At 68.2% G+C, this 14,472-nt stretch carries 11 protein-coding genes; 6 read left to right on the forward strand and 5 right to left on the reverse strand.

What is annotated here, in order from left to right:
• Nucleotides 1–28: 28 nt before the first annotated feature.
• Nucleotides 29–3,388: a TIM-barrel domain-containing protein gene (locus ACZK13_RS19860; protein WP_253144135.1), complete on the reverse strand. Its 3,360-nt coding sequence runs from the start codon at nucleotides 3,386–3,388 to the stop codon at nucleotides 29–31.
• A gap of 322 nt (nucleotides 3,389–3,710) precedes the next feature.
• Between ACZK13_RS19860 and ACZK13_RS19865 the strand changes: the two genes are divergently transcribed.
• The 6 genes from ACZK13_RS19865 to ACZK13_RS19890 all read left to right on the forward strand — a co-directional run bounded on the left by ACZK13_RS19865 (nucleotide 3,711) and on the right by ACZK13_RS19890 (nucleotide 11,125).
• Nucleotides 3,711–4,865 (forward strand): SIS domain-containing protein, encoded by a 1,155-nt coding sequence (locus ACZK13_RS19865; protein WP_065723642.1) that lies wholly within the window; start codon nucleotides 3,711–3,713, stop codon nucleotides 4,863–4,865.
• Nucleotides 4,858–5,796 (forward strand): ROK family protein, encoded by a 939-nt coding sequence (locus tag ACZK13_RS19870; protein WP_125895462.1) that lies wholly within the window; start codon nucleotides 4,858–4,860, stop codon nucleotides 5,794–5,796. Before ACZK13_RS19865 ends, ACZK13_RS19870 begins: the two co-directional genes overlap by 8 nt.
• Before the next feature lie 16 nt (nucleotides 5,797–5,812).
• On the forward strand, nucleotides 5,813–7,147 hold the full coding sequence (locus ACZK13_RS19875) for a D-tagatose-bisphosphate aldolase, class II, non-catalytic subunit (protein ID WP_125895463.1): 1,335 nt from the start codon (nucleotides 5,813–5,815) through the stop codon (nucleotides 7,145–7,147).
• A gap of 33 nt (nucleotides 7,148–7,180) precedes the next feature.
• The gene (locus tag ACZK13_RS19880; protein WP_012512390.1) at nucleotides 7,181–7,957 is read left to right on the forward strand and encodes a DeoR family transcriptional regulator; all 777 of its coding nucleotides are present in this window, start codon (nucleotides 7,181–7,183) and stop codon (nucleotides 7,955–7,957) included.
• On the forward strand, nucleotides 7,954–9,081 hold the full coding sequence (gene nagA / locus ACZK13_RS19885) for an N-acetylglucosamine-6-phosphate deacetylase (RefSeq protein WP_125895464.1): 1,128 nt from the start codon (nucleotides 7,954–7,956) through the stop codon (nucleotides 9,079–9,081). The genes ACZK13_RS19880 and nagA overlap by 4 nt, the downstream gene beginning before the upstream one ends.
• 241 nt (nucleotides 9,082–9,322) lie before the next feature.
• Nucleotides 9,323–11,125: an MFS transporter gene (locus tag ACZK13_RS19890; protein ID WP_125895465.1), complete on the forward strand. Its 1,803-nt coding sequence runs from the start codon at nucleotides 9,323–9,325 to the stop codon at nucleotides 11,123–11,125.
• A 51-nt stretch (nucleotides 11,126–11,176) separates the two neighbouring features.
• Here the strand turns inward: ACZK13_RS19890 and ACZK13_RS19895 are convergent, their stop codons facing one another.
• From ACZK13_RS19895 to ACZK13_RS19910, 4 genes are all read right to left on the reverse strand, one after another.
• Nucleotides 11,177–11,593 (reverse strand): SecDF P1 head subdomain-containing protein, encoded by a 417-nt coding sequence (locus ACZK13_RS19895; RefSeq protein WP_219630880.1) that lies wholly within the window; start codon nucleotides 11,591–11,593, stop codon nucleotides 11,177–11,179.
• A 50-nt stretch (nucleotides 11,594–11,643) separates the two neighbouring features.
• The gene (locus tag ACZK13_RS19900; protein WP_049461697.1) at nucleotides 11,644–12,195 is read right to left on the reverse strand and encodes an HdeD family acid-resistance protein; all 552 of its coding nucleotides are present in this window, start codon (nucleotides 12,193–12,195) and stop codon (nucleotides 11,644–11,646) included.
• 58 nt (nucleotides 12,196–12,253) lie between these two features.
• Complete coding sequence (locus tag ACZK13_RS19905; RefSeq protein ID WP_253144137.1) at nucleotides 12,254–12,949, reverse strand: ComF family protein; 696 nt, start codon at nucleotides 12,947–12,949, stop codon at nucleotides 12,254–12,256.
• An 84-nt stretch (nucleotides 12,950–13,033) separates the two neighbouring features.
• Nucleotides 13,034–14,374 carry a chloride channel protein gene (locus ACZK13_RS19910; RefSeq protein WP_253144139.1) on the reverse strand — a complete coding sequence of 447 codons (1,341 nt, stop codon included), beginning with the start codon at nucleotides 14,372–14,374 and terminating at the stop codon, nucleotides 13,034–13,036.
• Nucleotides 14,375–14,472: the final 98 nt, after the last annotated feature.

Below are 14,472 nucleotides of genomic sequence, written 5' to 3' on the forward strand. Positions count from 1 at the left end.
CGGGGGGAGGAGCGGTGTTACGAGGGGGTCATGGGGCGACGATGCTGGCGGAGTCGCCCTCCTGGCCGATCAGTACGGCATTGGCCCAGTTGGCGCAGACCTGGGCGGGTTGACTGCCCTGCGCACCCAGCGTGCGCAGGCTCAGGGTGGAAAGGCCCCGGATGTCCAGCTCCGGCTTGACCACGCCGGGTGCCTTCACCAGGCCGCTGTCATACAACAGGCGGTTGTCACCCCAGACCTGGAACTGCAGGCCACCGGCGGTGCGGCAGGCGTCGTCGATGCCGAGGTCGGCACGCAGCAGGTGCCAGCCGCCCTGCAGGCGCAGGTCGATGCGGCTGTTGGCGCCGACGCCCAGGCCACGGCGGAACTGCAGGCCGTTCATGCGCATGCCGGCGTCGCCACGGAAGGACTGGTCGGTGCGCACCTGGCTGGCCAGCGCGGCCGGCACCGGCAGCTCGGAGAGATAGCGCTGCCGGGCCGGTCGCTCCGGTTCCTGGTGTTCGAGGATGTGGAAGGTAGACAAGGCGATCGGGCCGACGTCGCGTGGCTGCAGTGCATCGAATGCGCGGGCGCTGCCCTGTGCGGCGGTGACCATCGGGTCGGTGCTGCTGGCGCCGTCGCCTTCGGGGTTCTGCACGCTCAGCACACGGAAGCGCAGCAGGCGCCCGGCATGGGCCGGGAACGCGATGCGCTGCACGCCCTCCTTCAACTGCAGGCGGCCACGTGCGATCGGCTCGCCCCACTCGCCATTGCTGTCGCCCAGGTACACCTCGTAGTCGCGCACCTGGCCGTGCTTCCAGTTCTTGTCGTTGCGCGGCGCGATGTCGATGCCGTCGATCATCCTGCGCTCACCGAAGCCGATCACCCACTCATGCGCACCGGTGCGCACGGCCTGGTTGCGCACACTGCGGAACCAGGTGGCCGGATCGTCGTCGAAGGCATTTTCCAGCGCATGGCCAGGCTCTTCGGCCGGGCGGTTAACCACCAGCAGGCTGTCGGCCGGCAGTTCGCGGCCCAGCACCGGCGCGGCCGGATAGGCATCGTCGGTGGCCGCAGTGGCCACCGCGAAGTCCAGCTGCAGTTGCAGCGGCTGGCGGATGTCCTGGGTAGCGGTACGCACGTGCAGCGTGCCACGGCGCTCCTTGGCATCGAAGTACCAGCCTTCAGCCGCACCGTTGAACGCCGCCGCATCGGCCAGCGCCGGCAACGCGCGGCCACCGGCCTGCACCGCACGCGGCGCCTGGCGGCTGAGCACGCGTAGGCCATAACGACGCTGCGCCAGCTGGCCGTTGTACTGGCCCTGCACCGGATCGATCTGCACCTGCACCGGGCCACTGCCCTGCGCCGGCGCCTGCACGCGGATTACCTGCGTGCTCGACTCACCCTGCTGGTAGCGGCGCGTGTTGCCATCGTCTTCGTACAGCGTGTACTGCGACTCGCCCTGCGGGTACAGGTCGAACGTCACTTCATCCAGCGGCTTCTCGCCGTCGAACAGCATCGACGGGTACATCGGCAGGATCGCACCGGCACGCACGAACACCGGCAACGTGGCCAGGTCCACCTGGCGGTCGAGCTGGCGGCCGTCGGCGCCGGCCTGCACGCGGCGGCCATCCCAGTAGTCGATCCAGCCGCCTGCCGGCAGGTGGATGTCGCGGCGCCAGCCACGGCTGGCGGCCTGGCTGCGGTACACCGGCGCCACCAGCAGGTCGCGGCCAAGCAGGAACTGGTACTTGTAGGTTTCATCCTGCGCATGCGGGTCGCGCGGGTTGTCCCACATCAGGCCGCGCACCGGCGGTGCACCAGTCTGCGCGGCCTCTTGCACCAGCCCGTACATGTACGGGGTCAGGCGCATCTTCAACTTCAGGTAATCGCGGTTGATGCTGCGATAGGGCTCGTCGTACCACCACGGGTGCTTGCGTGCGTTCGACGACCAGCCGCTCATGCCCATCAGCACCGGCGTGAACGCCTTCCACTGCAGGTCGCGGGTGAAGGTTTCGGCGCTGCCGCCGAAGATCGCATCGACATCGCCACTGGCGTAGGCCATGCCGGACAGGCCCGAACCGACCAGGGTCGGCACGTGCCAGCGGATGTAATCCCAGCTGCTGCTCTGGTCGCCGGTCCACGCTACGGCGTAGCGCTGGATGCCGGCCCAGCCCATCACCGTCCACAGGAACGGGCGCGAATCGGAATTGTCGAGGATGCCGTTGAACGCCTGACGGTTGGCGTCCATCGCGAACTGGTAGCCCTTGCCGGTCCAGGCCACGTCCAGCTTCTGCACGCGGCTGCCGGCCTTGCCCACTTCCCAGGCGATCTTGTCGACGCCGTTCTCGGTCCACAGGCCGGTGCGGAAGCCGTACTTGGCCAAGCCCTGCACGGTTTCCGGCAGCTTCTTGTAACCGCAGCCGTAGCCATCGTTGGGCAGGATCCAGCCACCGGGCATGTCGTTGGCGCGGTACTGCTTGGCCACCGAGTCGATCACATCCGGCGTGGTGCCGGTCGGGCCGTCACTCCAGCCTTCGGGCACGGTGCCGGGCTTCTTGGCATTGTCACCGTCGTTGTAGCAATCGGCATCGCCGTAGGACAGCGCCCAGCGCGCGACCATGTTCGGGCGGCCGGTCAGCTGGGTGTAGCGCTCGATCAGTTTCGGCAGGTCGGCACCGACGAAGTAATAGGCATCGAAGCGGTCTTCGCGGTGCAGCAGCGTGGCCTGGTCGGCCTCGCGCAGATCGTAGCTGCCATCGCTCCAGGTGTTGCGCAGCATGCCCCAGCCACGGCTGCTCAGCAGCATCGGTGCAGGGCTGGGGCGGTCGCCCTCTTCCCAGCCGCCGGAGTAGGACACGTCCAGCTCGCGGCCCTTGAACTGGTAACGGCCGTTCTGCTGGCCGCCACCGAAGTAGCCTTCATCGGCCTGCGAGGACAGCACCTGCACGCTCTGCGTGGCATCCAGGTCCAGCGGCTGCAGTTCCTGCCACAGCGCGGTGGGCTGGCCGTTGTCCAGGCGTTCCAGGCGCATGCGCAGCGGCTGCCGCTGTACATGCAGGACCAGTGCATCGGTGCGCACGCGGATTTCCTGTGCGTCTTCTTCCAGCTGCGCCTGTACGTTCGCCTTGGGCTGCGGCAGCACGATCGGTGCGGCCTTGTCGCCGGCACCGGTCAGCGTGCCGTTGCGGCCAGCCTGCACGCGGATGATGTCGGTGGCCGGCAGTTCGATGCGGATGCGCGCGCCCTTGTCGGTCTGCAGGTCCCAGCCCTGCACGCCGTCGCCGCTGGCGCTGGCGGCAACCGAACGCAGGTTGCCGACCGGCTCGGCCTGGGCCGGCATGGACGCCAGCATCAATGCCGGCAGCAGGGCCAGCACCAGCGGCGAGCGACGAACGCAGTTTTCCACGCGGACTCCCAACCCGTTCACCGGGCGTTTCGAAAGCGATTGGGCCGACTCTAGGGCAGCGATTCGAAAGATGTCAACAAATTGAAAGGAAAAAGGAAGATATATTTCATTGAAACGAAAGTTGCTGCGCCGCAATACTTTGTGTAATCGCTTGCAGACGCCTGTTAAGCATTGTGCGATACGGCATCCGGCGGATTCTTGCGTTTTCCGACGTGCTCTGGGCGGAGCGAAGTCGGCGTCACATTTTCTTTCTTTTTACTTTCGCTATTTGACATTTCGAAAGAAAACGCAGATGGTGCGCTGGCCCAACTGGAACCTCCGAATGGACGTCACCCTGCTTTCCGATGTGTCCGCCTGGCAGCGCCTTGGCGGAGCCGATACCGCTACCGAAATCGCCCAGCAGCCTGCGCTGTGGGAAGCCCTCGCACAGGACCTGTCGCGTGCCCGCGACCGCCTGCAGGCCTTCCTCGGCGACAGCCTCAACGATCCCAACCAGCGCGTGCTGTTCACCGGCGCCGGCAGCTCCGGTTTCATTGCCGAAATGGTGGCCGATGCCATCAACGCGCAATGGCCGGCCGATGTGCGCGTGGTGCATACCACCAGCCTGCTGACCCACCCGGCGCTGTACCTGCAGCGCGAGCGCCCGACCCTGCTGGTCTCGTTCGGCCGCAGCGGCTCCAGCCCGGAAAGCGTGGCGGCGGTGGACCGCGTGCGCAGCGACGTGGATGACGCGCGCTTCCTCGACATCACCTGCAATGCCGATGGCGAACTGGCCCGTCGTGGCGCCGGCCGTGCCGATACCTGCACCCTGCTGATGCCGTCGGCCAGCTGCGACCGCGCCTTCGCCATGACCAGCAGCCTGACCTGCATGCTGCTGGCCGCACTGACCGTGTTCGACCGCTCGCCGTGGGATGCGCGTGTGGCGCGCCTGAAGCAGATCGCCGCGCTGGCCCGCGAAGGCCAGGCGCAGTGGGATGCACCGGTGGCGGCGCTGGCACAGCGCCCGTTCAACCGCATCATCTACCTCGGCAGCGGCCCGCTGGAAGCGCTGGCACGCGAGTGCGCGCTGAAGGTGCTGGAACTGACCGCCGGCCGCGTGCTGGCGCTGGCCAACACCCCGCTGGGCTTCCGTCATGGTCCGAAGTCGACGCTGGATGGCAACACCCTGGTGGTGGTGCTGCGCAGCGTGCAGCCACTGGCGCGCCGCTACGAACAGGACCTGCTGGAAGAACTGCGCCGCGATGGCGTGGCCGGCCAGGTGCTGGCAATCGGCCCGCATTCGGACATCGGCGCCGACGACGAGTACACCCTCACCGTACCGGCACTGGATGATCCCTGGCTGGCACCGGTGTGGCTGGGCTTCGCGCAGCTGTTCGCGCTGCAGCGCTCGGCTGCGCTGGGCCTGACCCCGGACAACCCGTTCCCGGACGGCACCGTCAACCGCGTGGTCAAGGGCGTCACCATCCACCATGGCTGAGCTGATCGCCCACGCCTGCTACGGCATCGACATCGGCGGCACCAAGATCGAGCTGGTGGCGTGCGATGCGGCGATGCAGGTCACCTGGCGCCGCCGCGTGGCCACGCCGCAGGGCGACTACGACGGTTTCCTGCAGGCGGTGGTGACCCTGGTCGCCGAGGCCGATGCCGCGCTGGGCCGCAGTGATGCGGCGATCGGCATCGCCCTGCCCGGCGTGCGCGACCGCCGCAGCGGCCGCCAGCTCAGCGCGAACGTGCCGGCGTTGACCGGCCACAGCGTGGCGGCCGACCTGCAGGCGCGCCTGCAGCGGCCGCTGCATTTCGGTAACGACCTGCAGTGTTTTGCCCTGTCGGAAGCACACGGCGGTGCCGCTGACGGCTACCCCAGCATGTTCGGCGCCATCCTCGGCACAGGCGCGGGTGGTGGCTTCTGCCTGCACGGCCGCCTGCTGTCCGGTTTCAACGGGCTGGCCGGCGAATGGGGCCACTGGAGCGTGCCCGGTCATCTGCTGCAGCGCCACGGCCTGTCGCTGATCGACTGCGCCTGCGGCCTGCAGGGCTGCGTGGAGCGCTATGTGTCCGGCAGTGGCGTGGCGATGATCGAGCGTCACCTCGGTGGCAGCGCCGCCGACGCCAGCGCGGTGATCGCGCTGGCCGAAGCCGGCGATGCGCGCGCGCGCAAGGCGCTGGACATCCATCGCGACCTGCTCGGCCACAGCCTGGCCGCGCTGGTGCTGGCGCTGGACCCGCACGTGATCGTGCTCGGCGGCGGTCTTTCGCAGTACGCGCCGCTGTACCAGCAACTGCCCGACGCCATCGCCGCCCATCTGTTCAAGGGTGTGCAGGTGCCACCGATCGTGCCGCCACGCTTCGGCGATGCCGGTGGCGCACGTGGTGCTGCCCTGCTCGCCTGCCAACCCTCGTTTTCCTGATGTCCGGAGCCTGACCATGTCCCCGTTGCAGACCCTGCTTGCCTCCCACCGCGCCGGTGCCAACGTCGGCCTGTACAGCGTCTGCTGCAGCAACGAGCAGGTGCTGCGCGCGGCCATGCACGTGGCGCTGGCACACGGCACCGTGCTGCTGATCGAGGCCACCTCCAACCAGGTCGACCAGTTCGGCGGCTACACCGGCATGACCCCGCCGCAGTACCGCGATTACGTGGGCACGCTGGCCGATGAGGAAGGCTTCCCGCGCGAACGGCTGATCCTGGGCGGTGACCACCTCGGCCCGAATGCCTGGCAGAAGCGCCCGGCCGCCGAAGCGATGACCCACGCGCGCGTGCTGATCGAAGCCTACGTCGCCGCCGGCTTCCACAAGATCCACCTGGACTGCAGCATGTCCTGCGCCGATGACCCGGTGCCGCTGCCCGATGCCATCGTCGCCGCGCGTTCGGCCGAGCTGGCCGAGATCGCCGAACGTACCGCCGCCGAGCACGGCCTGCCGCCGCCGGTCTACGTGATCGGTACCGAAGTGCCGATTCCCGGTGGCGAAGCCTCGCTGGCCGAAGGCCTGCAGGTAACCACGCCGGCCGCCGCCGCACAGACCCTGGCCATCCACCAGCAGGCGTTCGACACGCCGCAGCTGCGCGACGCGTGGCAGCGCGTGATCGCGATGGTGGTGCAGCCGGGCGTGGACTTCGACCACAGCAGCGTGCACGAGTACGACGCGACCGCCGCCAGCACGCTGGCCGGCTTCCTCGAACAGCAGCCGCGCATCGTGTTCGAAGCGCATTCCACCGACTACCAGCGCGAAAGCGGCCTGCATGCACTGGTGCGCGATCACTTCGCCATCCTGAAGGTCGGCCCGGCCGCCACCTTCGCCTATCGCGAGGCGCTGTTCGCGCTGGCCGCGATCGAGGCCGAGCTGCTGCCGGCCGCGCAGTGCTCGCGCCTGCCGCAGGTGCTGGACGAGGTGATGCTGGCGCAGCCGAAATACTGGCAGTCCTACTACCAGGGCGATGACGCCACGCTTCGCCTGCTGCGCAGTTACTCCTTCAGCGACCGCTGCCGCTACTACTGGGGCGAGCCGGCGCTGGTGCAGGCGGTGCAGACCCTGTTCGCCAACCTGGAACAGCACGCGCCGCCGCTGGTACTGCTCAGCCAGCACCTGCCGGAGCAGTACCGCGCCGTGCGCGAGGGCAGCCTGGCCAACACCCCCACCGCCCTGGTGCAGCACCGCATCGGCCTGTGCCTGGGCGAATACGCCCGCGCCTGCAGCGCCAACCAGGCCGGCCCCCGCACGCAGAATGCGGGCTCGGCTGCCGGCGTTCCTGCGAACGGCTAATCTCTACCTTTTCCCGCGAAACCGAGAATGGCCATGCGCAACACCCGCTCCCGCCGGCAACAGATCCTGCAGCTGCTGATCGAGCATGGCTCGGTGCAGGTGGCCGATCTGGTCGAGCGCTTCGGCGTGTCGGCGGTGACCATCCGTGCCGACCTGACCCACTTCGAGTCGCAGGGCCTGGCCAACCGTACCCATGGCGGCGCCACGCTCGTTCGTACGCCGCCGCAGGAACAGGACATCCACGAGAAAGACGCGCTGAACCTGCCGCTGAAGGAATCGATCGGTGCGCGCGCTGCGCGCCTGGTGCAGCCCGGCGACAACATCATCATCGACTCCGGCTCGACCACGATGACCCTGGCCCGCCACCTGCGCGCGCATCGCGACGTGACGGTGATGACCAACGGCCTGAATATCGCCTGGGAACTGGCCAATGCCGCAGGCATCACCGTACTGCTGACCGGTGGGCTGCTGCGCCAGCAGTCGCTGTCGCTGCAGGGCAGCCAGGCCGAGGCCAGCCTCAATTCGTACAGCTTCGACACCCTGTTCCTGGGTGTGGACGGCCTGGACCTGCAGTTCGGCCTGACCACCCACGACGAGGCCGAAGCCCGCCTCAACCACCGCATGGTCGAGCGTGCGCGCCGCATCGTGGTGCTGACCGACGCCTCCAAGTTCGGCCGCGTCAGCCTGCACCGCATCGCCCTGCTGGATCAGATCCACGCCATCATCACCGACGCCGGCATTGACGACGCAACCCGTGAGGGGCTGCAGCGGCTGGGCATCGAAGTGATCATCGCCGAGCCCGCCGCATGACCGACACCCGCACTCTGCATGGCCGCATCCTCACCCCGCTGGGTTGGCGGCGCGGCCACGTCCACTTCGATTCGCAGGTGCGCCAGCTGCAGGTGGATGACCACAGCGGTGCTGACGACCTGCAGCTGCCGGTGATCCTGCCCGGCTTCATCGACCTGCATGTGCATGGCGCGGCCGGCGTGGACCTGATGCAGGGCGGCGACGTGGCACGCACCATCGCCCGCACCCATCTGCGCTTCGGTACCACCACGCTGCTGGCGACCACCATGACCGCCGGGCTGGACGAGATCGAGCACGCGCTGCAGGGCGTGGCCGCCACCATGGCGGCACCCGATGCAGACGCCGCCAGCATCGTCGGTGTGCATCTGGAAGGACCGTTCATCAGCCCGCAGCGTCTGGGTGCGCAGCCCAACCGCACGATCGAGGCGACGCTGGCACTGGTGCAGCAGCTGCATGCGTTGGCTCCGATCCGGGTGATGACGCTGGCCCCGGAAATCGGTGAGCACACCGCGCTGATTCCCGCGCTCTCGGCGATGGGCATCCGCGTGCAGCTAGGTCACAGCGCCGGTACCTACGAGGAAGGCGTGGCCGCGCTGCAGGCCGGTGCCTCCGGCTTCACCCACCTGTTCAACGGCATGACCGGCGTCGATCACTATCGCCCGGGCATTGCAGCGGCGGCGTTGGCACATGCGCAGTACGCCGAGATCATTCCCGACCTGCAGCACATCCACCCCGGCGTGATCCGCCTGGCCGCGCGCGCGATCCCGCGCCTGTACGCGGTGACCGACGCCACCGCCGCCACCGGCATGCCCGATGGCGAGTACGCGCTGGGCGAACAGCGCGTGCACAAGTGCGGCGGCTGCGTGCGCCTGGCGACCGGTTCGCTGGCAGGTAGTGCACTGACCATGGACCAGGCGCTGCGCAACCTGGTGCAAGTGGGCCTGGAGCTGGCCGATGCCTCGCAACGTGTTTCCACCTTCCCGGCGGACTACCTGGGCCTGGACGATCGCGGCCGCATCGCGCCCGACGCCCGCGCCGACCTGGTGGTGCTGGACGCCGAACTGCGCCTGCAGCAGGTGGTGGTTGGTGGGCGGGTAGTCGATTTGAACGCCGCAAACGCCTGATATCTGCGTTTTTGTAGAGCCGAAGGCAATGGCAGGAGCCATTGCCAACGTCGCTTGCGACGGCCCGGAGGGTGCCGATCAGGACGATCGGCATAGCCATGCTCGGCTCACCGCGCGAAGCGCGGCATGGAGAACCTCAATATCGGAACGGAAAGCAGCCGAGCATGGCTCGGCTCTACATGAAGCGCGCAAGCGCAATGCCTCAGCCACGCACCATCCCCGTTATTCCAGGAATACGCCGATGACCGCAGCCGCCGCACCTGCCGTACCCGCTTCCACCGCTCCGCGCTGGCCCGTACGCTACCTGCTCTTCATCGGCGGCCTCGGTGGCCTGCTGTATGGCATCGACATCGGCATCATCGCCGGCGCCCTGCCCTATCTTGAAGCGACTGCCAGCCACGCGTGGCAACTCAGCAGCCAGCAGCTCGGTTTTGTTGTGGCTGCGGTGCTGCTGGGCAGTGTGTTGTCCTCGCTGTTCGCCGGCATGATTGCCGACCTGATCGGCCGCCGCGGTGCGATGCTGCTGGCCGGGCTGCTGTTCACCGCCTCAATCCCGATCATGGCACTGGCCTCGGGCTACACGCCCCTGCTGCTCGGCCGGCTGCTGCAGGGCATCAGTGGCGGCCTGATCGGCGTGGTGATTCCGCTGTACCTGGCCGAAGTGCTCAGCCCCGAGCGACGCGGGCGCGGCGCGGCCATGTTCCAGCTGCTGCTGACCGTTGGCCTGGTGCTGGCTGCCCTGATCGGCCTCTACCACGCGCACGCCGTGGATGCCGCCGCCGAAGCCGTGCGCTCACTGCCGGTCGCGCAGCAGGCGCAGGAGCTGTTTGCGGTGAAGGACCACGCCTGGCGCACCATCTTCTGGACCTGCCTGGCGCCGGGCCTGCTGTTCTGCGCCGGCATCTTCTGGTTGTCCGAATCGCCGCGCTGGCTGGTGCGTCGCGGCCGCATCGATGATGCGCGCCGCAGCCTGCAGCGCGTGCTGCCCGCTTCGGAGGTGGAGCCGACGCTTGCACAGATCCAGGCACCGGAATCGAGCAGCGGCAGCGGCAAGCGCGACCCGCTGCTCAGCCGCCGCTACGTGGTGCCTTTCCTGCTCGCCTGCGTAGTGCTGGCCTGCACCCAGGCCACCGGCATCAACTCGGTGCTGGCCTACGCGGTGAACATTCTCAACCAGGCGGGCCTGTCCGGCTCGGTGGCCAATGGTGCCGATGTGGCGATCAAGCTGCTCAATGCGGTGATGACCGTGGTCGCGCTGCTGCTGGTCGACCGCAAGGGCCGCAAGTTCCTGCTGATGCTCGGCAGTGGCGGCATCTGCGTGGCCCTGCTGGCCGCCGCCACCCTCTTCTTCCAGGCCGAACGCGGTCGCACCGACGTGCAGCCGCAGCTGCAGGCGGCGGTCAGCGGCGATGGCCTGCAGCTGGTACTGGACGATACGCAGTGGCAGCGCTTGGGCGCTGGCATCGACAGCGAAGGCCGGCCGATGCAGCTGACCGTCTCCTACGCCTACGGTGACTTCACCAACGTGCGCGCCCTGCGCAGCGACAACCTGACCGACCGCGAGCTGCGCATCGAGCGCGCCGGCACCGTGCAGCCGGACAGCGTGATCGGCGCGTTCTTCCGCAAACTGCACCTGAACCCGTTCGCCGATCCGGCCGCTGCAGCGCAGGCGCCGCTGCGCATCGAACAGGCCCGCATCGGCCCGGTACCGCCGCCGGCGCATGGCTGGGCGGTGGCCGCCTGCATCCTGGTGTTCGTCGCGTTCTTCGCGGTTGGCCCCGGCGTCTGTGTGTGGCTGGCACTGTCGGAGCTGATGCCGAACCGCATCCGCTCCAACGGCATGAGCATCGCGCTGCTGATCAACCAGTTCGTGTCGACCACCATTGCCGCGATTTTCCTGCCCACGGTCGGCCACTACGGCTATGCCAGCATGTTCGTGTTCTGGGCGGCGTGCACCTTCGTGTTCTTCCTGGTGGCCGCGTTCTGGCTGCCGGAAACCAAGGGCAAGTCGCTGGAAGAAATCGAAGCACGGTTCGCCCGGTAGCGGTCGACCTTGGTCGACCTCCGCGCGCAGCGCGGGTTCATGGTGCGCCCGTCATTCGCCGGTGATGTGCCTGGCCAGTTCCCGCGCTTCGGCAACGCTGGACAAGCCGCTCAGCATCATCGATTCGCCGAACGGCCCCTGCACCGTCGCCACCATCAGCACGCGGCCATCCACGCTGATCGCCGCACGCTGGCCCACCAGTGCCGCGGTGCCATCGTGGATGCGCTGATGCGCCTCCGGCCGATAGCGGATCTGCAGGCCCGGCTGCTTGCCTTCATCCAGCACATAGCGCACATCGGCAATATCCGCGCTGCCGGCAATCGGCGGCTCGCGCAGGGCGAGGGTCTCGCCCTGCCACTGCGCCGGCGTACCCTTGCCCGCCGCATCGACCGCACTCAGGCGCACGTCCACGCCGGGGCGTGGCGCATGATCCTTGCCTGCCAACGCACCGGGCGTAGCGCCCGGCATGCATCCGGTCAGGGTCAACGCCATGCCCAGCAACAGGGGAAGCGCAGCCTTCACTTCAGCTTCCGCAGCTTGAACGCCACCAGCACCTGCAACAGCCCGTACAGCAGGCTGCCGATGCCGATCCACAGCGTGGTCACCGCAACGCCCGCATACGGGTTGGCCGCGAACAGCACGCCCAGCACCACCGCCAGCACGCCACTGAGGATCAGCAGCCACTCGCCCTGGATCTGCTTGCGCACGCGGATCGCGAACACGATGCGATAGATGCCGGCCACCAGCAGCCACGCTGCCAGAAACAGCACCAGCACGCTGGCGGTGGCCAGCGGATTGATCACCGCCAGGATGCCGAAACCCAGCGAGGCGATGGCATACAGCGCCAGCCAGCCACGCGAGGCACCGCTGCCGCCGCTGACCAGTGCGAACAGGCTGATGACACCTTCAACGATGGCCATCACACCCAGCGTCCATGCCAATGCCATGGCTGCAGACAGCGGCCAGCCGATGGCGACGATGCCAAAGCCCAGCGCAACCAGCCCATACAGCAGGAGGATCCACCAGCTGCGCCCAACCGCCGACAACAAGGGAGACAAGGGGGAATTCATGGCCACTCCTTCGATCCGGAACCGGGCTCATCCTAGCCCCTGGTGATGAAGAGGGCGATCACGGCGCCCGCGCGCAGACCCATACCCGCACCTCGTCCGCTCCCACCCACCGCAGCGTCTCCGCAACCTCCATCACCGTGCTGCCGGTGGTCATCACATCGTCCACCACGGTCAGTCGCGGCGGCACCGGACCACGTACATCGAACGCATCGAACAGGTTTTCCCTGCGCTGTTCGGCCGTACGCTCGGACTGCGGCGCGGTATGCCGCCGCCGGTACAGCCCTTGCCAGACCGGCATCGGCAGCAGGCGGCACAGTTCTGCCGCCTGGTTGTAGCCGCGCTGGCGCAATCGACGATTGTGCAGCGGCACCGGCACAAGCGGCGGACGCCACCACGGCGGCGGTGCGCGCTGCATCAACTGCGCCAGCAGGCGCCCGGCCGCCAGATCCTGATGGAACTTGTATCGCACCAGCAGCTGGTCGACCGGCGGCAGGTACAGCAGGCTGGCATGCGTGGCGGCCTGCGGTGGCGCTTCCTCGCGGCAGCTGCCGCAGACGATCAGGGCGTTGTCCGGCAACGGCAATGCGCAGCGCAGGCAGGCGCGGCCGGCCCACGGAAGTTCCGCATAGCACGCGGCGCACAGATCCAGCCCATCGTGGCCGGGGCCGTTGCAGACCAGGCAACGCAATGGCAGCAGAACGCGAAGCAGCGCGTGAGGGACAGTGCTTGCCGCGTGCAGGAAGTTGATGCGCATGCGCCAGCCTTCCATCGCTGCGTCAGCTTCACCATCAGCGGACCGCGTGCTGCAGTGTCAGCGCTATCTGTTACCGCGCGCCCTTCAGGGCGCGCGTTCGCGATCCCCGGCATCCGACGGCGCCACGACGGGCATCATCAACACCTCCGCCAGCCCGCGATAGATGGGCACCCGGCACACCAGCCCGGACACGCCACGTGCGATCAGCACCGTGGCCAGGATCGGCAGCAGCAGATCGCCGCTGTCGGTCAGCTCCAGCGAGATCACCGCGGAGGTCAGCGGTGCCTGGGTGACGCCGGTCAGATAGGCACACATGCCCAGCAGCACGAACGCACGCGGATCCACACCCGGCATCAGCACCGCCAGGTTGTGGCCGAGGCCGGCACCGACCGCCAGCGCCGGCGAGAACAGGCCGCCGGGGATGCCCGCCACGTAGGACGCCAGATTCGCCAGCAGCTTCATCAGACCGAATTCATGGCCCACCATCGCCTGCCCCTGCACCAGGCTGCGCGCCTGCTCGTAGCCGGTGCCGAACGCGCCTTCGCCGAACGTCAACGCCAGCGCCACCACCACCAGGCCGCAGCCTGCAGCCAGCAGCACGGGATGCCGCTGCCGCAGCTGGCCCAGCCAACGCGGGCGGCCCGCCGCACTGGCCAGCACCGCGCGCGCGAACAATCCACCCAGCAACCCAGCCACTACGCCGCACAGCAGGATCGCCAGCCAGCCCTGGCCCAGCGGCAGCCGCGCGCTCACATGACCGAAGTAGGTGTAGTTGCCCAGCAGTCCGAGCGATACCACGCCGCCGACGATCACCGCGGTCAGCAAAGTGCCTGAGAAACGATGTTCGAAGCGGCCGCTGAGCTCTTCGATGGCGAAGACGATACCCGCCAGCGGCGTGTTGAATGCCGCAGCGATGCCGGCCGCGCCACCGGCCAGCAGGAAGTGCGAGAGCTCGCGCGGATCCTTGAAACCGAACCAGCGGCCGAACAGGTACATCAGGCTGGCACCCACATGCACCGTCGGGCCCTCGCGCCCGACCGACGCGCCGCCCAGCAGCGACAACGAGGTCAGCAGCAGCTTGCCCGCCGAGACCGCAGGCGAAAGATTGACCTTCCGGAACGGCTCATCGGGCTTGTCCAACGCAGCGATGACCTGCGGAATACCGCTGCCCCGCGTGGGTTTCAGCACACCGGAAGTGAGCCAGGCCAACAGCGCGAAGATGCCCGGCGTGAGCAGCAGGGCCCACCACGGCGAGTGCGAGGTGATGCGCTGAAACAGATGGAAGGCCGCGTCACTGGCCTTGGCGAACAGGATGGCCACCAGCGCCACGGCCACGGCGCCGCCCCAGAGCGCGGCACGGCGGCGCCAGGCCTCGCTGAGAACCAGCGCGGTGATGCGGCCGCGGAGGCGATGGAGATCAGTCATGGGGCAGAGTCTGCGCGCCAGCGCTTTGGTTGGGCAGCGGCCACTGTGGCTGAAGGCCTTGCAGGATGCGGTGAAATGCACTGGTACTGTCGGAAACG

It is taken from the genome of Stenotrophomonas sp. 99219_Sma, assembly GCF_056480785.1.